This window comes from uncultured Roseobacter sp. (genome assembly GCF_947501835.1).
Classification (GTDB): Bacteria; Pseudomonadota; Alphaproteobacteria; order Rhodobacterales; family Rhodobacteraceae; genus Roseobacter.
Genome location: NZ_CANMXR010000002.1, coordinates 354,718 through 377,574, shown reverse-complemented (window position 1 = coordinate 377,574; position 22,857 = coordinate 354,718). Strand labels below are relative to the sequence as shown.

Here is a 22,857-nt window from a genome sequence, read left to right as displayed (position 1 = left end):
GGATTGGACATAGAATGATGCCAGATGCGATGCAGGACCTGAATGATGGCACGTGAAACGAAATCTGTTCCCCTTGCGGACCTCATCCGGTTTTCGCGCGCGGCCCCGTTCTGGATTTCGCTGCTGCTGGTCCCTCTCGCATGGGTCGGCGCGTTGCAGGGCGGATGGAACGTGATCTTGCTGCCCGTTGTCACATGGTACCTCTTTTCAGCACTTGATGCGCTTTTTGGACGTGATCTCGCGAATGCCGATCCGGACGCGCCGCAGGACGCGCTCTATTGGTACCGCGCGATCACGGTAATTTGGGCGCCGGTGCAATTTTGTCTGCTGTTCAGTCTGATCTGGTACGTGCCCCAGGCCGAACATCTGGGCACGCTGGAACGGGTGGTACTGTTTTTTGGTGTTGGCGTGATCACCGGCACGGTGGGCATCAATTACAGCCACGAATTGATGCATCAGAAAAACAAGATGGAACGCTGGATGGCCGATATTCTGCTGGCCATGGTGCTCTATTCGCATTTCCGTTCCGAACATCTGCTGGTGCATCACCGCTATGTCGGAACGCCCAAGGATGCAGTCACCGCGCGCTACAACGAAGGGTTTCATCGCTTCTATCCGCGGGTGCTGAAACAGTCTCTGCACTCCGCGTTTCAGGCGGAAAAGAAGATGCTGGCCCGGCGTAATCTGCCCTGGCATGACCGGGCAAACCCGTTCTTCAAATACGGGGCGCTGCAACTCTTCATGCTGCTTTTGGCATTTCTGCTTGGCGGGTGGTCCGGGGTCATTTTGTTCCTGGTGCAGGCGGGCACCGCGATCTGGCAGCTGGAGCTGGTCAACTACATCGAACACTACGGTCTGACACGCAAACATCTGGGCGACGGCAAGTACGAGCACGTCAAACCACAGCACTCGTGGAATGCCGACTTCAGGATGTCCAACTGGCTGCTGATCAACCTCCAGCGCCACTCCGATCACCACTTCAAACCCGACCGCCGCTTCCCGGTGCTGCAGACCTATTCCGCGTCCGACGCGCCGCAATTGCCCTATGGCTACCCGATCATGACGATGGTGGCGATGGTACCGCCCTTGTGGCGCAGCATCATGAACCCCAGGGTGCGCTTGTGGCGGTCAAATTACTACCCCGAGATCACGGATTGGGCACCCTATAACAAGGCCGAAAACCCAATGCCGGGTTAACCCTGAACACGTTATATTAAGGCTTTTATGCGACTTTCAGCGCTCAGGTGGACTGATGTGAGAGCCAAGCATGCAGCAACAAAGTGCGATGACATATCCGGGTGCGACGACGAAAACCTGCTTGATTGTCGAAGATAGCATCTTCGACCAGGAGCGGATCAAACGCATCATGGACAAAAGCTTTAACGGTGTCTTTGTTGCTGTTGCCTCGACAATTGACGAGGCGCGCCAACACATGGCGCGGTATCAGACCAGCATGATTTTGCTCGATAACAATCTGCCCGACGGGACGGGCGCCAATTTCGCACTGGAATTGGCGGAAAAACCTGAATTTGCCAAAATTCCAATTGTCATGGTCAGCGACTGGCCAACGCCATTCATGTTTGACAAGGCCCAGTCGGCGGGTGTGATCCATGTGGTCAACAAGTCGGATTTTGGCGCGCGCTATATCCATGCCGCGCTCAACTACAAACCACAACGAAAGCAGGCCAGCTAGGTAGCGGCTGAAATATGAAGCCGTACAAAGGCATGAGGCCATTCTGCTTTGGACTATGTGCTTGCCGCGCACCGAACGCTGGCGCATGAAAAAACCCCGCCAATAAATGGCGGGGTCAGTTGAGTGCCTAAACTAGGCAGCCTCTTACAAAAGGCCACAGGCACCGGCGGTGTTCGAATAGTGAAAGATCAGTTGGCCATTTCGGAGCGGATCTGTTGACGCAGCACGTCAATCGGAACCTTCTTTCCATCCTGTTTGAAGGTCCAATAGGTCCAGCCATTGCAACTTGGCGCGCCTTCCAGATGAGCCCCTACCTGATGGATCGACCCTTTGACGTCATTGCCGATCAGCGTGCCATCCGCGCGGACTTTGGCGATTTGGCCTCGGGGGGAATACAACGCCTCGCCGGGGCGCAACATACCACGCTCAACCAACTGCCCAAAGGGAACGCGCGGCTCTGCCCGTTTCGAGGTGGAGACCTGAAGCGCCTCCCGGTCAAACTTGCGCACCTTGGCAATGCGTTTCTCCGCAACCTTCCGATAAGCTGCTTCGCGCTCGATCCCAATGAAATCACGCCCCAGCATCTTGGCCACAGCGCCCGTTGTGCCGGTCCCGAAAAACGGGTCGAGCACGACGTCGCCTGGATTGGTCGACCCCACCAGAACGCGGTGCAGCAGGCTTTCCGGCTTTTGCGTCGGATGGGCTTTCTCGCCTTGGTCGTCTTTCAAGCGCTCATGCCCGGTGCAGATCGGCAGCACCCAGTCGGAGCGCATCTGAATGCCTTCGTTCAGCGCCTTCAGCGCCTCATAGTTAAACGTGTATTTGCTGGCTTCATCCCGACCCGCCCAGATCATCGTCTCATGCGCGTTGGTGAACCGTTTACCCCTGAAATTGGGCATTGGGTTCGACTTGCGCCAAACCACATCATTCAAAATCCAATACCCTTGATCCTGAAGCGCCGCGCCAACTCGGAAAATATTATGGTAGCTGCCAATCACCCAAATCGCGCCGTTGGGTTTCAACAGACGGCGTGCCGCTTTGAGCCATGCCCGCGTGAAGTCGTCATAGGCCTTAAAGCTGGAAAACTGGTCCCATTCGTCGTCAACGGCATCCACCCGGCTGTTGTCGGGGCGGTGCAGGTCGCCTTTGAGCTGAAGATTATAGGGCGGATCTGCAAAAATCAGATCGACCGAAGCCGCCGGCAGCGCGTTCATCATCTCGATGCAATCGCCGTCAAGAATCGTGTTCAAAGGAAGCGCCTGGGCGCCTTTGAGTTTGGTCATCATGTTCTGCCTCTGTGCCGGTGCGCTTGCACTCATTGGTTGAGACAAACATGAGTCAAAGGCGATTCGCGGTCAATTTCTTTTTTGAATCAAGACCTTAAGTTTTTATCTTGATACAACATATTGTGCACCGGTTTAAAAGTACGTCTATGGTGTGGGGTCGGCCCCAGATTTTGAAGCGCAGACATGTGGCTTTTTGATCCATATCCCATGTTCGTCTCCCACCCATAGCCGGGGTGCTGTTGCGCTAAATCCACCATCAGCCTGTCGCGACATATTTTGGCCACAATTGACGCCGCAGAAATCGAAAGACACCGCGTGTCTCCCTTGACCACGGGCTGCGCCGACACGTTCAGCCCGTGCGGGATCATCGACCCGTCAATCAGCACATGATCCGGCGGATGCGGCAGCCCGGCCAGGGCGCGACACATGGCGATATGGCTGGCGCGCAGGATATTGTGCTGCTCGATCTCTTCCACGGATGCATGCGCAATGGAAATCTCCGCGCATTCCTTCAGCAGATCCGCCAGATAGATCCGTTTCTTGATTGAGAGCTGTTTGGAATCATTCAGGCCTTCGGGAATGCAGGCCGGGTCGAGCACAACGGCCGCCGCCGTCACGGGACCCGCGAGCGGTCCCCGGCCGACTTCATCAACCCCGGCCACCCGCGCCTTGCCGGCCGCCATGGCGGCCTTTTCCATCTCAAAATCCGGACCCATGATCTTTTGATCCAATGATCCGACCCAAAGCGCAAGACCAACCTGTCGCGCCACGCACAGCGCGCACAGGAAAACGCGCCCCCGGTTGCGGGAGCGCGGTACTCGTTATCAAAAGGAAGGAGGCGCCCGAACGCCCCCTTCTAGGTCAAAGCCGGTTTTTGGGGGACCCCGCCGGCTTTGCATCGACGCGTCCTTAGCGGCGCGCCAATTGGTATCCCTGATTGCGCAGGCAACGCGCCTCATATCCAAGGCCATGTCCGCGCACCCGGACGGCACAGGCATTAGGCAAGCGGTTCACAAATTTATAATTGCGCTTCAGACAGTGCTGGCCGAAGTAGCGCAGCCGACCCTGACGCGTCTCAGCACTGCGCAGGCAAGCCCCGGGCAAAAGCTTGCGTTGCGCGCGTTTGGGAAACGGGCGCGGTTTCAGATCATAAACGCGACCATGGTTCTGATACACCGGCGCCTTGTGGGCGTTCCGGGTCACCGTGTTGCGTTCTTTCTCGCGTTTGTTCCGGTCGTGGATCACCTTGCCCACAATCGCGATGCCAGCGATGGCGGCCAACGCCCGCAACAGGTCTTCGTCCGCGCGCGCCGGGGCGCTGCCGATGGCGGTGACGGCCAGAGCCGCGGCAACGATGGTGGCGATGAACTTGCGGTGCATGGGCGTGTCCTTTCAGATGTATTCTAGTAGACCCCGACAGTGCGACGGGTGTGCTTCGGACAATCTGGGTCAGCCCCCGGCGGACAGGCAATATCGCCGCATTGTTATCGGATAGCAGGAGGGCTAAGGCCCCTTTGTTATTGAATATCTCGCGTCTGGGGCGCAGGATCGCGCATATGAAACAAACAGCCCTGATCACCGGATTAATCGCGGCGCTGGCCCTGACCGGGCCTGGACATGCCGCTGATTGCTATGCCGATTACAAGGCAAAGCAGGATAACCCGCTGCGCCTGCACTATGGTGTGGCGCAAATTTCGCAATGCTCCAAAAGCGCGGCCAAGGCGGAGCTGTCCGCGCGGCTGGCAAGCCGCGGGTGGACGCTTTTGAACATTGTTTCCGTCTTCGATGAAAGCGGGCTGGCAGAAAGGAAACAGAGTGCAGGACCCAACTACCTCCGCTTCTGACATGCGCCGCTCGGGCGGTCGTATCGTGGGGTTCGGCATTGCGGGGATCGTGGGCATATTGATTGTCGCCGCTGCCCTGCTTTTTTGGGCGCTGCCCGATGCCAATGCGTTCAATGCCCGCGTCGAACGCCTGTTTGTGGAAAACAACGACCTGACGGCGCAAACGGAAATCAAGCTGCTGGAAATCCTCGCGCAATCGGGTACCGCCTTTTCCGACACGCTGGCAAGCTACCGGCTGGTGATTTTCGTGCTTCTGGTTTTCGCTACCGCAATGCTGATCGCCGCCCTGATTTTCCTCGTGTTTCTTGTCGGGTTCAACCGTCGCATGGCCCAGATCGAGCGCGCGGGCATCCAGGTCAATTCCCTGCTGATCAGCCGCGAAGAAAACACCGTTTATCTTAATAACCTCGGTTTCAAACTGACCGACGCCGCGATGGAGACGATGTCCGTACTGGCGGAGGCCCGTATGGATGATGACGTGCTGTCTGGTTCCGAAATCGAAGGGGTGATTTCGGGCAGATCATCCGCCGATTGTGATGAAGCGGCGGGGGCGACACGTATCAAGCGGTTGCGTGATACGCTGGGGAACCAGATCGTCGCAGAGCTCTTGGTCAAGAATATCGCACGGCGCGGTTACATGCTGGCGATCGACAAAGATGTGATCAAGGTGATCTGAGTCTGCTCAAGGCGACACCCCGCAACGTTCAAAAGCCGTTGATCCAATGCTCGTGCTCAACGACCGAACCGGGATCCGATGGCCATTGTCGCAATCGCGATCAGGCTGACGGTGGCATAGTAGGCCCCTTCTTCTGGGATGCCAAACCAAGACGCCACGATCAGACCCAGGATGACGCCGATCACTAGGCTGATACCGGCCTTTTTATATTTACTCACAACAGAGCCCCGACAAGTTTCAAAACACTGGTCGCACGGCGATCAATCCAGCGCTGACCGGCCAACCGTAGCCTTTCGATGTTCCAACCACGCCGCCACAACGATTGATCCGACTGAATGGTGGTGACCCAAAGCTGGATATCCGCTTCGACCTGCGCTTGAGAGGTTGAATTGCTGAGATCGGAAACCAGAACAATAGCATCTTTCGCGCCCTTTGAAGTACCGGGGGACCATGCAATCAGAAATGGGCCGCGCCCCGATAACTCATCAATACCATCCGTCCGCTCGGACGCGGCATTGGCCTGCTTGATCGCCTGCTGGGCCTGCAAGAGCCCATAGTTATCCCGCGCCAGGTCGCATGCCTCTTTTTCATCGACCGCAGCAAAGGCTTCATCCACAACGGCCTCAGACGTCACCGGCAAAACCGTAACCATCTGCTGTTGCGTTGGAATTCCCTGCGCCGTTGCATACTCGGAACTTACGATCCCCGATACGAACGCACCGCAAAACCGATCAAACCGGGCTCCGTTGGCGGTGTTTGCTTTTGGGTTGGTCGGAAATGCAAGGATTCCGTAAGCGGCAAAATCTTGGGGTGGAAATTGGCTTGGTGCAGCAAAGGATCTTGTTGCCGCAGTGACGCCTTCTTCCAGCACGATCGCCTCCTCCAAAATCGGTGGATTGGCGACATCGCATGCACCAAGCAGAACAAGCGATGCGGCAAAAAGCTTAAGATGAAATGTCACGGGTAATATCCGATTGTTAGCAATGTGGAAGACGCTACCATAGCGAGTGGTTTTATCAAACGATCGTAAGAAATGGGGGCGATTGGTGCTGGCCAATGCGATCCTCCGAAGTTTAGTGTCCGGCCATACGCATCAAAAAGGATCGCCAAATGCCCGCCCCTCAAAACCCGTTCAAAAAAGCACTCGCCGATGGGCAAACCCTTTTTGGTTGCTGGATGAGCATTGCTGAAGGCTATACGGCCGAGATCATGGGCGGTGCGGGATTTGACTGGTTGCTGATTGACGGAGAGCACTCGCCCAACGATATCAGGTCGATCCGAGATCAGATGGTGGCGCTCAAAGGCAGTGACAGCCATCCAATCGTGCGGGTGCCAATTGGCGAGACGTGGATTATCAAGCAGGTCTTGGACGTTGGGGCCCAAACCATTCTTGTCCCGATGGTCGAGACAGCCGAACAAGCCTGCGAGCTGGTCCGCGCGTGTCGATACCCGCCGAACGGGACGCGGGGTGTTGGTTATGCCGTGGGCCGCGTGTCGGACTTCGGGCAGATGGAGAATTATGGCCCGACAGCGGACGACCAAATCTGTCTACTGGTGCAGGTGGAGAACAAGACCGGGTTGGACAATCTTGACGATATCCTCTCTGTCGAAGGCGTGGATGGTGTCTTCATCGGCCCCGCGGATCTCTCTGCCAGCCTTGGGTATCTCGGCCAGACCATGCACCCTGACATGCAGAAAACCATCCTCGACGCGATCCGGCGGATCAGCGACAGTGGTAAGGCGGCGGGCATACTCACGCCTGACGACGGCATGATTCAATCATCGCTGGACGCAGGTGCAAGGTTCGTGGCCGTAGCGATGGATATCGCGCTTTTGCTCAATTCGGGCAAGGCGGCGGCGACCAAGTGGAAAGACAAGAAGTCTTGAGGCCCCTTCCCTCCGACGCCCAAGGGGTATAACAGGCGCGCACCATCACTTGAACATTGGAGTAAAACAGATGGGTTACCGCATCGTCATTGCGGGTGCCACAGGTAATGTGGGCCGCGAAATGCTGAACATTCTCTCTGAACGCCACTTCCCCGTGGATGAGATCGCCGTGCTGGCCAGCCGGAAATCCATGGGAACGGAAGTGAGCTTTGGCGAGAAGACGCTGACGACAAAGGACCTTGATACGTTTGACTTCACGGGCTGGGACATCGCGCTCTTCGCAGTTGGTTCCGACGCGACCAAGCAATACGCCCCGAAGGCGGCGAAGGCGGGTTGTGTCGTGATCGATAACTCGTCTCTTTACCGTTATGATCCTGATGTTCCATTGATCGTGCCTGAGGTGAATGCGGATGCGATTACCGGCTACGCCAAGAAAAACATCATTGCGAACCCAAACTGTTCGACTGCGCAGATGGTTGTGGCCCTTAAGCCGCTGCATGACCGGGCGACCGTCAAACGCGTGGTTGTGTCAACTTACCAATCTGTTTCCGGAGCTGGCAAAGACGGCATTGATGAGCTTTGGGATCAGACGAAGTCGATCTACAACCCGGTCGACGACAAACCTGCGAAGAAGTTCACCAAGCAGATTGCCTTCAATGTGATCCCACATATCGATGTTTTCATGGAAGACGGCTCGACGAAAGAAGAGTGGAAGATGGTGGCGGAGACGAAGAAGATCGTCGATCCGAAAATCAAAGTGACGGCGACCTGTGTACGCGTGCCTGTTTTCGTTGGTCACTCTGAGGCCGTGAACATCGAGTTCGAAGATCATCTGGACGAAGACGAAGCGCGCGAAATTTTGCGTGAAGCGCCAGGCGTTATGGTGATCGATAAACGCGAGGACGGGGGCTACGTCACGCCGGTCGAATGTGTCGGCGACTTCGCCACCTTCATCAGTCGTATCCGTCAGGACAGCACGATAGATAACGGTCTGAACCTTTGGTGCGTATCTGACAATCTGCGCAAAGGGGCCGCATTGAACGCGGTTCAGATTGCGGAATTGCTTGGGCAGCGTGTCTTGAAGAAAGGCTGACAAGCCACATAAAGCGTTTTGAGCCCGCCGATCTAAGATCTGGCGGGCTTTTTTGTGCCTCAGCATCTTTTAGAAGATGGTCACCCAAACTTCATGCGGGGCGTTTCAGGGATTACCCTACTTTGATGTAGTGTTTGAAACGCGCCAATCTGTAAAACAGGCTAGCGGACGATGAATTCCGCATGAAGTGCTCCAGCAGCCTTTATGCTCTTTAGGATGTCAATCATATCTCTTGGCGAAACACCCAGTGCATTTAATCCAGCGATAACCTCGGACAACGAGGTGCCGTTGGGGATCTCCGCCAAACCAATGCCAGGTTCCTCTTCGATCTCGGCATTTGTTCTTGGCACAATAACGGTTTCACCATCGGCAAATGGGTTCGGTTGAACGGCAATTGGGGCTTCCTGTATCCTCAGTGTGAGGTTACCCTGCGATACGGCCACCCGAGAAATCCGCACGTCTTCGCCCATCACGATCGTTCCCGAACGCTGGTCAACAACCACCCGGGCCTTGCGCTCTGGCTGAACGGATATGTTTTCAATCCTGCCAAGCGCATGCGCGACTGAGGCCATTCGCGTTTGTGGGATATCGAGCTGCACGGTGCCCGAATCCAGCATGAAGGCAACCGGTCGCCCAAAATCAGAGTTGATCGCCTGTTCAATACGGGCAGCTGTCGTGAAATCTGCATCTCGCAGTGCGAGCCGCAAATTCGTCAGGTTCGAAAGATCAAACTCGATCTCACGCTCAACCCGGGCACCCGATGGAATAACGCCGGAAGTCGGCACACCTTGTGTAACGTTTGCCCCGTCTCCTTCCGCAACGGCACCCCCTGCAATGATCGTACCCTGGGCAACCGCATAGATTTGACCATCGGCCGCATTAAGTGGTGTCATAATCAGCGTACCGCCCAGCAAACTGCTTGCGTCACCGATCGCCGAAACGGTCACATCAATTTGACTGCCTCCGCGTGCGAATGGGGGCAACGCGGCCGTTACAAAAACAGCGGCCACGTTTTTGGGTCTGAATTGTTCACCTGCAACATTCACGCCCAGCCGTTCCAGGATATTGGACATTATTTCTTCGGTGAATGGCGCATTCCGCAAACCATCACCACTGCCGTTCAAGCCGACAACCAGGCCGTAACCCACCAGATCATTGCCGCGAACACCGTCGAATTCGACGAGGTCTTTGATGCGGACCGGTCCCGCTATTGCGCTACTCACGCTGATCGAAATGAAAAGTGCGACCGATAGAAATAGTTTCATAGGAAATTCACCAAGGAAAGTTGTGAGCTTCGCACCGTAACGGAGTACAGGCTCTGCAAGTGGAACTGCACGCTTTCCAACTCCGTTGCGGTTCTAAAGGGATCGGCTTCCAGCAAGGCGTTTCGCGCGAACTCTGTGCTGGTTTCTTCCGCCTGATTGCGGGCGGATATCATCTCGATGCGTTCTTCGGTGAAACCGATGTCTGCGCGTAGGCTGGTCAACTGATCTTGATTGGATTGCAGGCCAATTCCGGTAATACCAAACAGTTCGGATTGTTGAGAGACATCCAGCCCCAAGACGGGATCGTCTGCGAGAGCAGCAACCGTGGTGTGCAGCAAGAGATTTTTAAGTGCGTCGTCATCCGCCCGCACATCCAATGTAACACGTTCTGTTTCTGAGAGGACAAATGGTGCCAACGCGGTTGTTGATCCGGAATAAGCCGTCGCGTCGAAACCTGCCGGGTCATTAAACCACGTTTCTGCGGCCGCAACGATATCTTCTGGTGTCGTTTGCCCCGTCACGGCTGTTCTAACCAGCGCAAGCAGATCTTCAACATTAGGTAGCGGGGTTTGATCCGTCGCAGTGCCAGCAAACATGCTTCTTCCAGCAATATCGCTATTCAAAGAATTGATCATGCCTTGCAACTGCGTGCGCGCATTTTCGGATGGATTACCGGCGATAACTCCAATGGGACCGCCACTCGCGAGCAATAGATCCAACCCCAGATCGCTCCCAAATGTCTGAACGCGATCCAGGGCCGTTTGCATTGCACCAGTGAAGTATTTGGCTTCTGCGTTCGCGACTGAGTAACCATCAAGTATTTCCAGCGACCTTTCCAAACCGGTCAGGTAGTTGTGATTGCCTGAAAGTACTTCACGAATGTCGGAAACCTTACCGCTCGACAGTTCGTCAGTCAGGCGATTCAGATCTTGACGCAAGGAAACGCTGCGACGCTGAAGCATAAATGACTGAGCCAGGTCGCCTAGTGAAACGGAAGTCATAAGTTATAGCCTCAAGATTGTTTGCATCATTTCGTCTGCCGCCTCGATCATGCGAGCATTTGCTGCGTAGGTCTGTTCAACCAGAAGCAAGCGTTGAAGCTCTTGATCCGTATCGACGCCTTCTGCCAAAACCAATTGCGTCAACTCGTTCAACTGTGTTGAGGAGAAGGTCAGGCTTTGTTCTGCTTGCGCCCGGTCCGCACCAAGTTGAGAGGTAAGTGTTGCCGCAAGGTTAATGGCGGAAAATGCGCCACTGGCAAAATTGCCGCTTGCGGGCGTTCTTTTCGTGCTCAAGGTGGTTGAAAGGGACTGCAGAAGCCGCGAGTCGCCGACATCGCCCTGAACGACCGCATTGATACCGTCTCGCAAACGCCAGGCTTCGCCGCCCTGCCGTTCGTCCACGGCAGCATTCACCGTGAGCCTCTCCGACAGACCGACCTCATTCAAAGGATCAAAAGCGATCCCGGTATCTGTGAAGAACCCCGGATCTCCAATTGCCAGCGACGGATCAACCGCCGGATCCTGGAACCTCTCGACAAGGTCGCGCGCGAAAGCGTCAAGCTGTGTCTGCGCGTCCACGCCAAGTTCATCTCTGATTTCAAACTGCGCCCCGAGCGAGCCGCCACCTAGCGCACCGCGCGTGCTGTCAGTTGGCACGGGATAGCCATTTATTGTCAGTCCAGAGAGCATGCCGCCAGCTTGCGTCATGTAGGGCGTCACTTGATTGACGGCGGAAAACTCGATTTCGGCGACGCCACCATCGATCAAAATAGCACCGCCCGTTGAGTAAAGAGCGATCTGGCCATTCTCTCTTGGAATTTGGCGCACAGACACAATGGTACTGATCTCATCTACCAACGCCTGACGATTGTCTTGCAGCGCGGAGGTATCACCCCCAACAGCGAGCGTCTTTGTAATCTGAAGGTTGAGTTCCTTGACCCCGGATAGTGCTGAGTTAAGCTGATTTACCTGAAAGTCGATATTTCGGTCGGCTTCGCTGCGCGCTTCCTGAATATTCTTGGACGCGGACGTGATCAAAGACGCAAGATCGCGCGCTGAGTTTACCGCGCCTTCCAGCCTCTCCGGTGCATCCGGGCGGCTGGTTGCGGTAATCAGACTGGTTTCGAATTCCGCAATACGTGCCGACAAGGAATTGGGGTCATCCGGAGTACCCAAAGCGTTCTCATAATTGATCAGAAAGTTTGTCCGATCACTTGCGTTGTTGAACGCGGACTCGGCGAGACCGCGGTCACCCAAAAGGGCCGGGTTGACGTTCCGGGTAATGCCATCGATGCTGACACCGCCAATTTGCGCGGATGACAGCGCGACAGAGCGCACGCCATAGCCGGGCGTCATCGCATTCGCGATGTTGGCCGAAATTGTCTGAGAATTGCGTCCGGCAGCACGCAATCCAGTCATCGCATTTGATAGCGCTGAGGAAATCGTCATATCAGGCCCTCTTTTTTCTGTTCACTGCAAACGCGTCAGAATCAACGCTTGATGTTTGTTGTTTCCTGCAACATTTCATCCACGGTCTGGATGACCTTTGCATTGGAGGAGTACGCCCGCTGCGTCTTGATCATATCGGTCAATTCACCCGCCACATCCGTTGTGGATTCTTCGCGGGCAAAGGACACGATGTCACCGGTCGGTCCGTCGCCAGCATCCCACAGGAAAAACGACCCACTTTGCCGGGATGGCAGATATGTCTGGCTATCAAAGGCCTGCAGCCCGTTTGGATTGGCCACATTGATCAGGGGAACTTGGTAAATCGTCCGAATTTCACCCGTATCAAAGCTCGCGCGCACAAACCCATTTGCGTCGACGTCCAGACCAACGAAGTTACCGATGGCGGAGCCGTCCTTCGTTACCGAAACCGGTGCAAAGTTATAGGAAAGCTGCGACAACCCTTCGGTGTCGCCAATTGTACCAATGTCGATGTCGATGGGGCCCGCAGCAACCGTTACCGATATCTGACCTGTCGCCGCGTCATAGGCGGGGCTGGGTCCGACAGGAGCCGTCATGGCGATCGGGGTCACGGTCGCAAGCGTCCCGCCACCTGTGCGCGCGTCAGTGAAGGTCAAGGTGTATCGCCCGATCTGGTCACCGCCTTGAGCGGAATCCGTCATGGTCATCGTCCACTCATTTGTCGCTGGGTCACCTGCCAGGGCCGGGGCCGTCGGCTCGAAAGATATATTGATGCTTTGCGAAGTGCCAAGATTGTCAAAGTACTCAACAGAAAGCTGTTCCGTCAGCGCAGCAGCGCCAAACTCGGTCTCCGTTGCAGGCAGGTTTACACCCAGGCTCATCGACAGTGTTGGATTGCCCGCCAACTGGCTGGTGTTAATGCGCACCGGCTCAAGACCATCCGCCGTATCACGCGGATAGTTTGGGATCGATCCATCCGCCGCTGCGGGCCATCCCATAAGCACAAGGCCGGATTGCGATGTCAGATATCCCTCAGCATCTGTTCGGAAGGAGCCTGTCGTCGTCAAAAACATTGGCGCATCCGCACCCGCAGTCTGCACCTGCGCTGACTGCGCGACCGGCAGCATCCCCGCCCCTCGAACTGCGAGATCGGTTGAGTTGGATGTCGAAATCAGCGTCCCACGCTGATCGATCAACCGCTGCGTACTGGCGCGCACACCACCGGCAACATAGGAGCCGCCGCCCGGGGACAACACCATGGACTCAAAATCCGTTTCCACTCGCTTGTAGCCATATGTTGAGGAGTTCGCGATGTTGTCCGAAATGGACGCCAAACGCTGAGCATTTGTTTGTAGTCCTGCAACACCTGCATTCAGCGAAGATGAAATTGACATGGGCACGCCTTTCTGAAGTGATAATCCATTGACCACTCAGATAGACGCCCGGGCTTAACACCGCGCTAACATATAAAATGCGCCCTATTTAGGCCATAATTTAGCGCAGAAACACAATTTCAACTCTGTCGTTTCGTGTGGCCATCGGATTTCGGTGCACCGGTTCCCGGTCGGCATGGCCCGTGACCCTGTGCATCCGCGCCGCACTCAATCCACCGGATTGCAGCATCATTCGGGTCCGTGACGCACGCGCAAATGAATTGTCCCACACTGGATTTTCCGCCAAAACGATGGGTCCCGCACGCACGTGCCCGCCGATTGCCACATCATTCGTGACACTCTGACCAACACTCGCCACAAGATCGACCAGCGATTCCATCAAGGGCGTTGGCTGATCTGTGCCTTCAACAAACAATGGCACCCCATCCAAAGCAAAGAGCTCGATCACCAGGCCTTCGTCGGTAATGCGGGTCACCACATGTTTCAGCGCGTTCTCCATGACAGCACTCTCGCCACCACGGGCAGTGAGCTCCGCAACAACAGCTTCCAGCTCGCCATCGGACCGGTTGCGCTCGCCACCCTCCTCGCTCACACCGGATTCGCCCGACGCCTTGTCTTTGCGTGTCGCATGCTGTGTCGATGCGCCCAGCCCGTTTTGTGGCAAGGTTTCTTCCGAAAAAATACTGTCGCCCCCAAACGAGCCGTCACCGCCCCCCGAAATACGGTTGATCGGAATGGTCGGCGAAAAGTAATCGGCCAACCCCTGACGTTGTTGCTCGGTCGTTGCGTTCAACAGCCACATCATCATGAAAAAAGCCATCATCGCAGTCACGAAGTCCGCATAAGCGACCTTCCAGGCGCCACCATGGTGACCCCCCGCGACAATCTTTTTTCTCTTGATGATGATCGGTGCCAGATTGCTCTGCGCGCCCATATCGTCACCACTCTCATATTCACCCGAAGACAGGGATACCTCAGGATGTCTTTCCACACCCTTAACGGATGGATTGTTTCCTTGCGTCGGATCACGAGTTGCGCGCAGATACGGGGCAAGGGGGCGTGGATGCCGATCACTGACAGCAGCTATTCCTGGATCAGGCTGGTCCTGACACTGGTGATCGCGATGATCGTCAATGTCGGCATGTGGGCGATCATTGTCATCATGCCCGCGGTAGAGGCCGAGTTCGGTGCAGGCCGTGCCGAGGCGTCGATGCCCTATACATTGACGATGATCGGCTTTGCAGTCGGTAATTTCGTGATCGGCAAGGCAGTGGATCGTTTTGGCGTCACAGTCTCCCTGATCGGGGCCGCATTGGGCGTCGCCCTTGGGTTTGGTCTGGCGACGCTCAGCCAATCCATCGCCGTCCTGTCGCTGGCCCAATTGCTGGTGGGTTTTGCGTCAGCCGTGGGGTTTGGCCCGCTGATCGCGGATATTTCTCATTGGTTCGTGCGGCGCCGGGGCATTGCAGTCGCTCTTGTCGCCAGTGGCAACTATCTGTCGGGCGCAATCTGGCCGATGGTCCTGGCCGGCATGCTCGAAGCGGCAGGCTGGCGCGCCGTGTATCTATTCATGGCCGTTGTGACCCTCGCGAGTGTGATCCCCCTGTCATTTGCCCTCCGCAGACCCCTGCCCACAGATGTGCAGGTCGCGGCACAAGCGCAATCCATGAAAAACGCGCTTTCATCAGGGCTTTCGGCGCGGGCCTTGCAATATCTGCTGGGCCTTGCCGGGATCGGATGCTGCGTGGCGATGTCGATGCCGCAGGTGCATATCGTGTCCTATTGCGTTGACCTCGGCTACGGGCCCGCCGTCGGAGCAGAGATGCTGGCGCTGATGCTTTTGGGCGGTGTCGGTTCGCGCATCGTGTCGGGGCTCGTCGCGGACAAGCTTGGCGGCGTGAAAACCCTGCTGATCGGCTCAGCGCTGCAATGTCTGGCGCTGTTTTTATACCTGCCGTCAGGCGGATTGGTATCGCTCTACATCGTCAGCCTGATCTTTGGTCTCAGCCAAGGTGGTATCGTACCCAGCTATGCCTTGATCGTACGCGAATACATGCCCGCACGCGAGGCGGGCGCGCGGGTCGGTTTCGTGATGATGGCGACAATCCTCGGCATGGCACTGGGCGGCTGGATGTCCGGCTGGATTTACGACGTCAGCGGATCGTACCAACTGGCCTTCATCAATGGCATCCTCTGGAACGGCCTCAACATTGCGATCATGATCTGGCTGCTCATGCGCAGCCGACCCAGAACGCCCTCTGCCGTGCCTGCCTGATCTCAGGAGGTGCTGCGCGCCCGTGCCAGCATCATTTGCTTTTGACGCTCGCGGAACCGGGCCTTATCCGCGTCCGAGGTCTCATGCACGCATTGGTGACAACTGACGCCGGGCTCGTATTCCGGGCGTTTCACGTCTTCGGGCAGGATCGGGCGTCGGCACCCGTGGCAAAGCGCATGCGGTCCTTCGCGCAGCCCGTGTTCGACACTGACCCGATTGTCAAAGACAAAACAGGACCCGTTCCATCTGGTCTCCTCCTCCGGCACCTCTTCGAGGTACTTCAGAATGCCGCCCTTGAGGTGGTAGACCTCATCAACCCCATGCCCCAACAGGTAATTGGTTGATTTTTCACACCGAATGCCACCGGTGCAGAACATCGCGATTTTCTTGTTGTGAAAGCGCTCCTTGTTGGCCTCCCACCACGCCGGAAAATCGCCAAAGCTCTCTGTCTTGGGGTCGATGGCACCGTCAAAGGTACCAATCGCCACTTCATAATCGTTGCGCGTATCGATCACGGCGACATCCGGCGCTGAGATCAGCGCGTTCCAATCCTGCGGATCAACGTAATGCCCGACGCGGGCGCGCGGGTCGACGTCCGGCTGCCCCATGGTCACGATTTCACGTTTGAGGCGGACCTTCATCTTGCCAAATGGCGCGTGATCGCTGGTCGCCTCTTTCCATTCCAGATCACTGCACCCGGGCAAGGCGCGCAGATGCGCGAGAACCGCATCAATCCCCTGACGCGTTCCGGCTATGGTGCCATTCACGCCCTCTTTTGCCAGCAACAAGGTACCCTGCACACCCTGGGCATTACAAAGCGCCAGCAGATCAGGCCGGAGAGCATCCGGGTCGTCAAAACGGGTGAAGTGATAGAGCGCAGCGATGGTGTACATGGGCGGTCAGATATGACGCGCCTGCGCCGCTGGCAAGAGCGTATGTGAGCCGCCCATCGGGCGCGCCATATGCAGATGCCATTGACGCACCCCGCGACGCACCTTACCCACAGGATGAACAATGGAGGGATGCGCATGACGCAGGCTCTGATCGTGATTGATCTGCAAACGGATTTCTGCCCCGGCGGGGCGCTGGCCGTGCCCGAGGGCGACGCCATCGTTGCCCCGATCAACGCCCTGATCGCGGAGGCGGAGGCGGTGATCCTGACGCAGGACTGGCATCCTGCCGGGCATTCCTCTTTCGCGTCCTCTCATGACGGCAAGGCGCCCTATGACATGATAGACATGCCCTACGGCCCTCAGGTGCTCTGGCCCGACCACTGCATTCAGGGCAGTCTCGGTGCGCAATTCCATCCGGAACTGCATGTGGACCGGGCGGATCTGATCATTCGCAAAGGATACAATCCACAGATCGACAGCTACTCCGCATTCTTCGAAAACGATCATACTACTCCGACCGGTCTTGAGGGGTATTTGCGCACCCGCGGCATCGATGAATTGCTCATGGTGGGGCTGGCGCTGGATTTCTGCGTGAATTTTTCCGCTGTTGACGCGGCAAAGCTAGGCTTCAAAGTGCGCGTGCGCGAAGACCTGTGCCGCGCCATCGATTTGAACGGATCGCTGGAGGCGGCCCGCACGGGCATGCAGGACGCTGGCGTGACACTGGAGGCCAACCATGGTTGATATCGCCACCCGCGTCTGGAACCACAAATGGAAGATCGATCCGATTGTCCGGTCGCTGATCGACACGGATTTCTACAAGCTGCTGATGTGCCAGTCGGTGTTTCGCAACAAACCGGGCACGCGCGTCACCTTCAGCCTGATCAACCGCTCCAAACATGTGCCGCTGGCCGAATTGATCGATGAGGGCGAGTTGCGCGAGCAGCTGGATCACATCCGGTCCCTCTCCCTGTCGCGCGGGGAAAGCACTTGGCTGCGCGGCAACACGTTTTACGGCAAACGCCAGATGTTCCGCCCCGATTTCATGGAATGGTTCGAAAACCTGCGCCTGCCGCCCTATCACCTGGAACGCAAAGGCGATCAATACGAGCTGACGTTCGAAGGCACCTGGCCTGAGGTCATGTTGTGGGAAATCCCTGCGCTTGCGGTCTTGATGGAATTGCGGGGCCGCGCCGTTCTGGACCAGATGGGCAAGTTCGAACTGCAGGTGCTTTATGCCCGCGCAATGACCCGCGTCTGGGAAAAGATCGAAGCGATGCGCGACATTCCGGACCTGTCGATTGCCGATTTCGGGACGCGCAGGCGACACAGCTACCTCTGGCAGGACTGGTGCGTGCAGGCGATGCAGGAAGGCCTGGGCTCTGCGTTCACCGGCACCTCAAACTGCAAGATCGCGATGAACCGCGAGCTGGAGGCCATCGGAACCAATGCGCATGAGCTGCCGATGGTCTATGCCGCGCTGGCCAAAACCGACGCGGAACTGGCGCAGGCCCCTTATGACGTGCTGTCCGATTGGCATGATGAGCATGAGGGCAATCTGCGCATCATTCTGCCTGATACCTTCGGCACCAAGGGGTTCCTCGACAATGCGCCGGATTGGCTGGCCGGATGGACCGGCATTCGGGTCGATAGCGGTGATCCGGCGACCGCGGCGGAGACCGCCATCGCCTGGTGGAAAGCGCGGGGCGAAGACCCCGCCACCAAGCGGATCATTTTTAGCGATGGGCTGGACGTGGACAAAATACGGTCTCTGCACACCAAGTTTTCGGGCCGGGTGAATGTCTCCTTTGGCTGGGGCACCCTGCTGACCAACGATTTCAGGAACCTCGTGCCCGAAGACCGGCTCGCCCCGTTCTCGCTGGTCTGCAAGGCCGTTGAAGCCAATGGGGTGCCGACGGTGAAGCTGTCGGACAACCCCAACAAAGCGATGGGTCCTGTCACCGAGATTGAACGCTACAAGCGCGTCTTCCATGTGGGCGAGCAGGCAGCACAAGAGGTGATTGTCTGAACAGCACACATGCGCCCGACCCCTTTGGTCATGGGGTGGCGGAGCCGAGCACGCGGCGCGTCACCTATTTGGACACCGACGCGCTGGCGCACCCGGTCAGATCATCAGCCTTGCGGGTAACTTGTTTGCGCGGATAGACGTTTTCGGCGCCTTTGGGCAGCAACAAATGCATCACATCGTTGCGCCGACGAATACCAACACCTGATTTCTTGGCCACCCGGTAGAGGTTGATCAAGACGGTGGGTTTTGACCAACCGGTCTCGGATTCGATTTGATCTGATGTCGAACCCTGCCCCAAAGCATCGATCAGATAGGCCGCAACCGTGCCCTCTTCGGGCAACATCACATCGGCTCTGTGGCGTGCCGGGCGTACAAGAATGCGATCGGAATTGCGATGCGACAGGGCGGTAATGCGTCCGGATCGTGCGAGTTGTAATGTCATAGAAAACTTCCCCCATCAGAACAGGTGATCAAAAAGAGAATTGGACTGGCACCGAAATGAACTGCCGCCAAAACAACCGAGGGGACGGTCAATATGCCGCACTCTTTCACGCACCGCCTAAAACTGCGGTGCCGCAGTGAATTTTTGAGGTACATTTACCAACTCCCCAAGCATTGCCCCACCCAGATCGTCGAAAACGGTTGGACCTCGCCGCCAGTACCTTGGCGCCAACCTCACCCAATTTACGCCACAGTTTTGCTCGAATTCAATGAATCCCTGCATCCGTCGATGTTATGGAAACACTGCAGGCAAACCGGTGCGATTGGGTGTTTGACGGACCCTAATTTTCGCGTTCCCGTATCGATTGAAAGCTTAATTAAAGCAACAAAAACAGTCATTAAGTTCTATTTTCTCGCTTTCCGAGAAGAATTCCATCTGCAATTGAAACCGGTCTGACACCCCCGAATCGCCTGCGAAAACCAGAGTGTTTCGCAGCGTCCTGACAGGTCGATCTGTCGTGAATTGTGACCAGATTGTGGCGGCCCTCACCTCCAACCCTTCGGATGAGCGGCCTGCAAGCCCACGGTATTTCGGATAGAGGGACGGAGCCTACGCGGTGTGCGCATGAACCGCCACAGGAATGCCACAACCCGCTTTCGTTTTCGAAATTACGCGCGTTTTGTGACGATTTTTGTCGGTTTCGCTTGAGAACAGGCGCAAACTAAACCAGTTATTGGGGAACTTTTCAGACCAAAAGATCAGGAGTTCGCGTGTCCCTCTTCCTAATCGTTGCTTTGCCGTTCTTTGGCGCATTGTTACCTGGTCTGATGAACTCCGCGGGCCGTCAGGCCTGCGCAGGGGTCACTTTCACTGTATCGCTGGCGGCTTTCATCGGGCTCCTGACGAACCTGCCCGCCGTCATCGCGGGCGATCTGGTCACGGCACGTGTGGATTGGATACCCGCGCTGGGTCTTAACTTTACGCTGATGCTGGATGGTCTGGGGTTCTTCTTTGCGCTGCTCATCCTCGGCATCGGCTTGCTGATCATCGCCTATGCGCGCTCCTACCTCTCGCGCGACGACAATATGGGCGAGTTCTTCACCTATCTGCTGCTCTTTCAGGGCGCGATGGTCGGGATCGTGCTGAGCGACAACATCCTGCTTTTGCTGGTTTTCTGGGAACTGACGTCGCTTTCCTCCTTCCTGCTGATCGGCTATTGGAAACACCTGCCGGAAGGGCGGCAGGGCGCGCGTATGGCGCTGACCGTGACCGGCATGGGCGGTCTGGCGATGATCGGTGGCATGCTGATCCTGGGTCAGATCGTGGGCAGCTATGACCTCAGCGTCATCCTGCAGAACCGCGATCTTATCCAGGCATCGCCGCTCTACCTGCCTGCGCTGCTGCTGATCCTTCTGGGCTGCTTTACCAAATCCGCGCAGTTTCCGTTCCATTTCTGGCTGCCGCACGCGATGGCCGCCCCGACGCCGGTTTCCGCCTACCTGCACTCCGCCACCATGGTGAAGGCCGGTATCTTCCTGATGTCGCGCATGTGGCCGGTGCTGTCGGGCACACCGGAATGGTTTGTGATCGTGACCACCGCCGGGCTGATCACCATGGTGCTGGGGGCGATCATCGCGCTCTTCAAACATGACCTTAAAGCGTTGCTCGCCTTTTCCACGGTCAGCCATCTCGGTCTGATCACCATGCTCTTGGGCACCGGTACCGCCTTTGGGGCGATGGCCGCGATGTTCCATATCCTCAACCATGCCACTTTCAAAGCCGCGCTCTTCATGTCCGCCGGGATCGTCGATCACGAAACCCACACCCGGGACATTCGCCGTCTGGGCGGGCTGCGCCACCTGATGCCGATTACCTTCACAATCGCCAGTATTGCGGCCCTGTCGATGGCGGGGATCCCGCCGCTCAATGGGTTCCTGTCAAAAGAGATGATGCTGGAAGAAGCCAACCACACTGTTCTCTTCAACTCCCATTGGTTTGTGCCCGGTCTGGCGGTATTCGGGTCGATCTTTTCCGCAGCCTACTGCTTCCGCCTGATCGGACATACCTTCCTGGGCAAGGTGCGGGACGACTACCCGGCCAAGCCACATGATCCCGGTGCGGGCATGTGGCTGCCACCGGCAATTCTGGTGGTGCTGGTCATCACCATCGGCGTCGCACCCTTCCTGGCGGAACCCTTCGTGAAACTCGTCACCGCCTCGGTGCTGGGTGACACCGCAGAGGTGCCAAAAGCCTATTTCAAGATCTGGCACGGTCTGGTCCCGGCCCTCTACATGTCGATCATTGCCACAGTCGGCGGTCTGATTTTGCTCGCCGTTTACCATCCCGCGCTGCGCCTCTGGGACGGCACACCACGGCCCGAAGCAAAAGTGATCTTCGAGGGCCTCGTCGAAGCCATCGTGCGCGGGGCCAAAGGTTTCATCCACGGGATGCACAACGGCGCGTTTTCCCGTTACGGCGCGATCATGATGATGACGGTGATCATTGCCGGATATTACGCCTGGACAACCGGAACGGTCGGGGCTGCAACGCGGACAATGCAGCCGGTAACCCCGGTGGTTGTCGCCGGGTGGATCATGCTGGTCGCAGCAACCATCGGCATGGTGTTCCTGCACCGCAACCGCTTGATGTCGCTGATCCTGATCGGCATCGCGGGCCTCATGGTCTCCATCGGATTTGTCTTCTTCAGCGCGCCGGATCTGGCCATGACGCAGATCACCGTTGAAGTGGTCACCATCATCCTGCTGCTGCTGGCGCTGAACTTCCTGCCCAATCAGACGCCGATTGAAAGCACGGTCATGCGCCGGTTTCGCGACAGCGCCGTTGCCCTTGCGGGCGGTCTGGCGACAACCATCATGGCCTATCATTTCCTGATGCGCGACGCGATCACGGCGCCGATTTCGGAATTCCACCTCGCCAACTCCTACAAAGGCGGCGGCGGCACCAATGTGGTGAACGTGATCCTTGTCGACTTCCGGGGCTTTGACACCTTTGGCGAGATCATCGTGCTGGGCATTGCCGCCCTGCTGATCTACGCGCTGACCGAAACGCTGCTGTCTGGTCCGGTGCGTGCGCGCTTGCTCAATCGCACGCCCGATCAGCCGCGGGCCGGTGACATGCATCCGATGATGATGGTGGTCCTGACCCGGGTGATGATGCCCGTGGTGATGATGGTGGGTTTCTACATCTTCCTGCGCGGCCATAACGAGCCGGGCGGTGGCTTCATCGCCGGGCTGGTCGTCTCCATCGGGGTGGTGATGCAGTATATGGCAAGCGGCTTCAACTGGGCCTCGGCGCGGCTGCGCTATCCCTATCACGGGGTCATCGGCGCTGGCGTGTTGGTTGCCGGGTTCACCGGCATTGGATCGTGGTTCGTGAGCAAGCCCTTCCTGACCTCCGATTTCACCTATGTCCGCATCCCGCCCTTCGAGAAATTCGAGCTGGCAACGGCAGCGCTCTTTGACGTGGGCGTCTTCCTTGCAGTTGTCGGTGCCGTCATGCTGTCCTTGGAAAGTTTCTCCCGCCTCGCACGCCGCGCACAGGTACCTGATACAGAGCATCCGATGGACATCGACCCGTCCCGCAGCGATCCCCCCGACCCCGCACTCACAACGGCCAAGGAGGGCGTGTGAT

At 57.1% G+C, this 22,857-nt stretch carries 22 protein-coding genes; 10 read left to right on the top strand and 12 right to left on the bottom strand.

Annotated features, from left to right (window positions below; all coding sequences use genetic code 11):
* Window positions 1–45 precede the first annotated feature (45 nt).
* Together Q1A20_RS05730 and Q1A20_RS05725 are read left to right on the top strand one after the other, a co-directional pair.
* Complete coding sequence (locus tag Q1A20_RS05730) at window positions 46–1,197, top strand: alkane 1-monooxygenase (protein WP_299916290.1); 1,152 nt, start codon at window positions 46–48, stop codon at window positions 1,195–1,197.
* Window positions 1,198–1,267: 70 nt separating this feature from the next.
* Complete coding sequence (locus tag Q1A20_RS05725; RefSeq protein WP_299916288.1) at window positions 1,268–1,693, top strand: response regulator; 426 nt, start codon at window positions 1,268–1,270, stop codon at window positions 1,691–1,693.
* A 188-nt stretch (window positions 1,694–1,881) separates the two neighbouring features.
* On the opposite strand, the gene Q1A20_RS05720 is transcribed toward Q1A20_RS05725, so the two are convergent.
* The 3 genes from Q1A20_RS05720 to Q1A20_RS05710 all read right to left on the bottom strand — a co-directional run bounded on the left by Q1A20_RS05720 (window position 1,882) and on the right by Q1A20_RS05710 (window position 4,359).
* Entirely contained in the window at window positions 1,882–2,979 is a 1,098-nt protein-coding gene (locus Q1A20_RS05720) for a site-specific DNA-methyltransferase (RefSeq protein ID WP_299916286.1), read from the bottom strand.
* Between the two features lie 86 nt (window positions 2,980–3,065).
* Window positions 3,066–3,695, bottom strand: a complete 630-nt coding sequence (locus tag Q1A20_RS05715; RefSeq protein ID WP_299916510.1) for a ribonuclease HII — start codon at window positions 3,693–3,695, stop codon at window positions 3,066–3,068.
* Between the two features lie 193 nt (window positions 3,696–3,888).
* Entirely contained in the window at window positions 3,889–4,359 is a 471-nt protein-coding gene (locus Q1A20_RS05710) for a hypothetical protein (protein ID WP_299916284.1), read from the bottom strand.
* 176 nt (window positions 4,360–4,535) lie between these two features.
* Between Q1A20_RS05710 and Q1A20_RS05705 the strand changes: the two genes are divergently transcribed.
* Together Q1A20_RS05705 and Q1A20_RS05700 are read left to right on the top strand one after the other, a co-directional pair.
* Window positions 4,536–4,823, top strand: coding sequence for a hypothetical protein (locus tag Q1A20_RS05705; RefSeq protein WP_299401086.1), 288 nt, complete (start codon window positions 4,536–4,538; stop codon window positions 4,821–4,823).
* Window positions 4,795–5,499 (top strand): hypothetical protein, encoded by a 705-nt coding sequence (locus tag Q1A20_RS05700; RefSeq protein WP_299401088.1) that lies wholly within the window; start codon window positions 4,795–4,797, stop codon window positions 5,497–5,499. Before Q1A20_RS05705 ends, Q1A20_RS05700 begins: the two co-directional genes overlap by 29 nt.
* 56 nt (window positions 5,500–5,555) lie before the next feature.
* Here the strand turns inward: Q1A20_RS05700 and Q1A20_RS05695 are convergent, their stop codons facing one another.
* Window positions 5,556–5,717, bottom strand: a complete 162-nt coding sequence (locus tag Q1A20_RS05695) for a hypothetical protein (protein ID WP_299401090.1) — start codon at window positions 5,715–5,717, stop codon at window positions 5,556–5,558.
* The gene (locus Q1A20_RS05690; protein WP_299401092.1) at window positions 5,714–6,556 is read right to left on the bottom strand and encodes a hypothetical protein; all 843 of its coding nucleotides are present in this window, start codon (window positions 6,554–6,556) and stop codon (window positions 5,714–5,716) included. The genes Q1A20_RS05695 and Q1A20_RS05690 overlap by 4 nt, the downstream gene beginning before the upstream one ends.
* A gap of 53 nt (window positions 6,557–6,609) precedes the next feature.
* On the opposite strand from Q1A20_RS05690, the gene Q1A20_RS05685 reads away from it, so the two are divergent.
* Together Q1A20_RS05685 and Q1A20_RS05680 are read left to right on the top strand one after the other, a co-directional pair.
* Window positions 6,610–7,386: an HpcH/HpaI aldolase/citrate lyase family protein gene (locus Q1A20_RS05685; RefSeq protein ID WP_299916281.1), complete on the top strand. Its 777-nt coding sequence runs from the start codon at window positions 6,610–6,612 to the stop codon at window positions 7,384–7,386.
* Between the two features lie 70 nt (window positions 7,387–7,456).
* Window positions 7,457–8,479 (top strand): aspartate-semialdehyde dehydrogenase, encoded by a 1,023-nt coding sequence (locus Q1A20_RS05680; RefSeq protein WP_299916278.1) that lies wholly within the window; start codon window positions 7,457–7,459, stop codon window positions 8,477–8,479.
* Between the two features lie 161 nt (window positions 8,480–8,640).
* Here the strand turns inward: Q1A20_RS05680 and Q1A20_RS05675 are convergent, their stop codons facing one another.
* The 5 genes from Q1A20_RS05675 to Q1A20_RS05655 form a co-directional block, all read right to left on the bottom strand.
* Complete coding sequence (locus tag Q1A20_RS05675; protein WP_299916276.1) at window positions 8,641–9,744, bottom strand: flagellar basal body P-ring protein FlgI; 1,104 nt, start codon at window positions 9,742–9,744, stop codon at window positions 8,641–8,643.
* Window positions 9,741–10,745, bottom strand: coding sequence for a flagellin (locus tag Q1A20_RS05670; RefSeq protein WP_298968580.1), 1,005 nt, complete (start codon window positions 10,743–10,745; stop codon window positions 9,741–9,743). The genes Q1A20_RS05675 and Q1A20_RS05670 overlap by 4 nt, the downstream gene beginning before the upstream one ends.
* 3 nt (window positions 10,746–10,748) lie before the next feature.
* Window positions 10,749–12,194: a flagellar hook-associated protein FlgK gene (gene flgK / locus Q1A20_RS05665; RefSeq protein ID WP_299916274.1), complete on the bottom strand. Its 1,446-nt coding sequence runs from the start codon at window positions 12,192–12,194 to the stop codon at window positions 10,749–10,751.
* Between the two features lie 41 nt (window positions 12,195–12,235).
* A complete protein-coding gene (locus tag Q1A20_RS05660) occupies window positions 12,236–13,567 on the bottom strand; it encodes a flagellar hook protein FlgE (RefSeq protein WP_298968583.1) in 1,332 nt (443 codons plus the stop codon).
* A 100-nt stretch (window positions 13,568–13,667) separates the two neighbouring features.
* Window positions 13,668–14,501, bottom strand: coding sequence for a flagellar motor protein MotB (locus Q1A20_RS05655; protein WP_299403147.1), 834 nt, complete (start codon window positions 14,499–14,501; stop codon window positions 13,668–13,670).
* A 129-nt stretch (window positions 14,502–14,630) separates the two neighbouring features.
* On the opposite strand from Q1A20_RS05655, the gene Q1A20_RS05650 reads away from it, so the two are divergent.
* Window positions 14,631–15,842, top strand: coding sequence for an MFS transporter (locus tag Q1A20_RS05650; RefSeq protein ID WP_299401112.1), 1,212 nt, complete (start codon window positions 14,631–14,633; stop codon window positions 15,840–15,842).
* 2 nt (window positions 15,843–15,844) lie between these two features.
* Here Q1A20_RS05650 and Q1A20_RS05645 read toward each other — a convergent pair whose 3' ends face one another.
* The gene (locus Q1A20_RS05645) at window positions 15,845–16,735 is read right to left on the bottom strand and encodes a rhodanese-related sulfurtransferase (RefSeq protein WP_299916272.1); all 891 of its coding nucleotides are present in this window, start codon (window positions 16,733–16,735) and stop codon (window positions 15,845–15,847) included.
* A gap of 135 nt (window positions 16,736–16,870) precedes the next feature.
* Here Q1A20_RS05645 and pncA point away from each other — a divergent pair, with 135 nt between their 5' ends.
* Complete coding sequence (gene pncA / locus Q1A20_RS05640; RefSeq protein WP_298968587.1) at window positions 16,871–17,479, top strand: bifunctional nicotinamidase/pyrazinamidase; 609 nt, start codon at window positions 16,871–16,873, stop codon at window positions 17,477–17,479.
* Window positions 17,472–18,764 (top strand): nicotinate phosphoribosyltransferase, encoded by a 1,293-nt coding sequence (gene pncB / locus Q1A20_RS05635; RefSeq protein ID WP_298968588.1) that lies wholly within the window; start codon window positions 17,472–17,474, stop codon window positions 18,762–18,764. The genes pncA and pncB overlap by 8 nt, the downstream gene beginning before the upstream one ends.
* Window positions 18,765–18,828: 64 nt before the next feature.
* Here pncB and Q1A20_RS05630 read toward each other — a convergent pair whose 3' ends face one another.
* On the bottom strand, window positions 18,829–19,206 hold the full coding sequence (locus Q1A20_RS05630; RefSeq protein WP_299916270.1) for a hypothetical protein: 378 nt from the start codon (window positions 19,204–19,206) through the stop codon (window positions 18,829–18,831).
* Window positions 19,207–19,976: 770 nt separating this feature from the next.
* Between Q1A20_RS05630 and Q1A20_RS05625 the strand changes: the two genes are divergently transcribed.
* The gene (locus Q1A20_RS05625) at window positions 19,977–22,856 is read left to right on the top strand and encodes a monovalent cation/H+ antiporter subunit A (RefSeq protein WP_299916268.1); all 2,880 of its coding nucleotides are present in this window, start codon (window positions 19,977–19,979) and stop codon (window positions 22,854–22,856) included.
* Window position 22,857 lies beyond the last annotated feature (1 nt).

Bases quoted from the DNA above. Each gene is read 5' to 3' on its own strand.
- Q1A20_RS05730 (WP_299916290.1), top strand. From the start codon at position 46: ATGGCACGTGAAACGAAATCTGTTCCCCTTGCGGACCTCATCCGGTTT.
- Q1A20_RS05725 (WP_299916288.1), top strand. From the start codon at position 1,268: ATGCAGCAACAAAGTGCGATGACATATCCGGGTGCGACGACGAAAACC.
- Q1A20_RS05720 (WP_299916286.1), bottom strand. From the start codon at position 2,979: ATGATGACCAAACTCAAAGGCGCCCAGGCGCTTCCTTTGAACACGATT.
- Q1A20_RS05715 (WP_299916510.1), bottom strand. From the start codon at position 3,695: ATGGGTCCGGATTTTGAGATGGAAAAGGCCGCCATGGCGGCCGGCAAG.
- Q1A20_RS05710 (WP_299916284.1), bottom strand. From the start codon at position 4,359: ATGCACCGCAAGTTCATCGCCACCATCGTTGCCGCGGCTCTGGCCGTC.
- Q1A20_RS05705 (WP_299401086.1), top strand. From the start codon at position 4,536: ATGAAACAAACAGCCCTGATCACCGGATTAATCGCGGCGCTGGCCCTG.
- Q1A20_RS05685 (WP_299916281.1), top strand. From the start codon at position 6,610: ATGCCCGCCCCTCAAAACCCGTTCAAAAAAGCACTCGCCGATGGGCAA.
- Q1A20_RS05680 (WP_299916278.1), top strand. From the start codon at position 7,457: ATGGGTTACCGCATCGTCATTGCGGGTGCCACAGGTAATGTGGGCCGC.
- Q1A20_RS05675 (WP_299916276.1), bottom strand. From the start codon at position 9,744: ATGAAACTATTTCTATCGGTCGCACTTTTCATTTCGATCAGCGTGAGT.
- Q1A20_RS05670 (WP_298968580.1), bottom strand. From the start codon at position 10,745: ATGACTTCCGTTTCACTAGGCGACCTGGCTCAGTCATTTATGCTTCAG.
- flgK (WP_299916274.1), bottom strand. From the start codon at position 12,194: ATGACGATTTCCTCAGCGCTATCAAATGCGATGACTGGATTGCGTGCT.
- Q1A20_RS05660 (WP_298968583.1), bottom strand. From the start codon at position 13,567: ATGTCAATTTCATCTTCGCTGAATGCAGGTGTTGCAGGACTACAAACA.
- Q1A20_RS05655 (WP_299403147.1), bottom strand. From the start codon at position 14,501: ATGGGCGCGCAGAGCAATCTGGCACCGATCATCATCAAGAGAAAAAAG.
- Q1A20_RS05650 (WP_299401112.1), top strand. From the start codon at position 14,631: ATGCCGATCACTGACAGCAGCTATTCCTGGATCAGGCTGGTCCTGACA.
- Q1A20_RS05645 (WP_299916272.1), bottom strand. From the start codon at position 16,735: ATGTACACCATCGCTGCGCTCTATCACTTCACCCGTTTTGACGACCCG.
- pncA (WP_298968587.1), top strand. From the start codon at position 16,871: ATGACGCAGGCTCTGATCGTGATTGATCTGCAAACGGATTTCTGCCCC.
- pncB (WP_298968588.1), top strand. From the start codon at position 17,472: ATGGTTGATATCGCCACCCGCGTCTGGAACCACAAATGGAAGATCGAT.
- Q1A20_RS05630 (WP_299916270.1), bottom strand. From the start codon at position 19,206: ATGACATTACAACTCGCACGATCCGGACGCATTACCGCCCTGTCGCAT.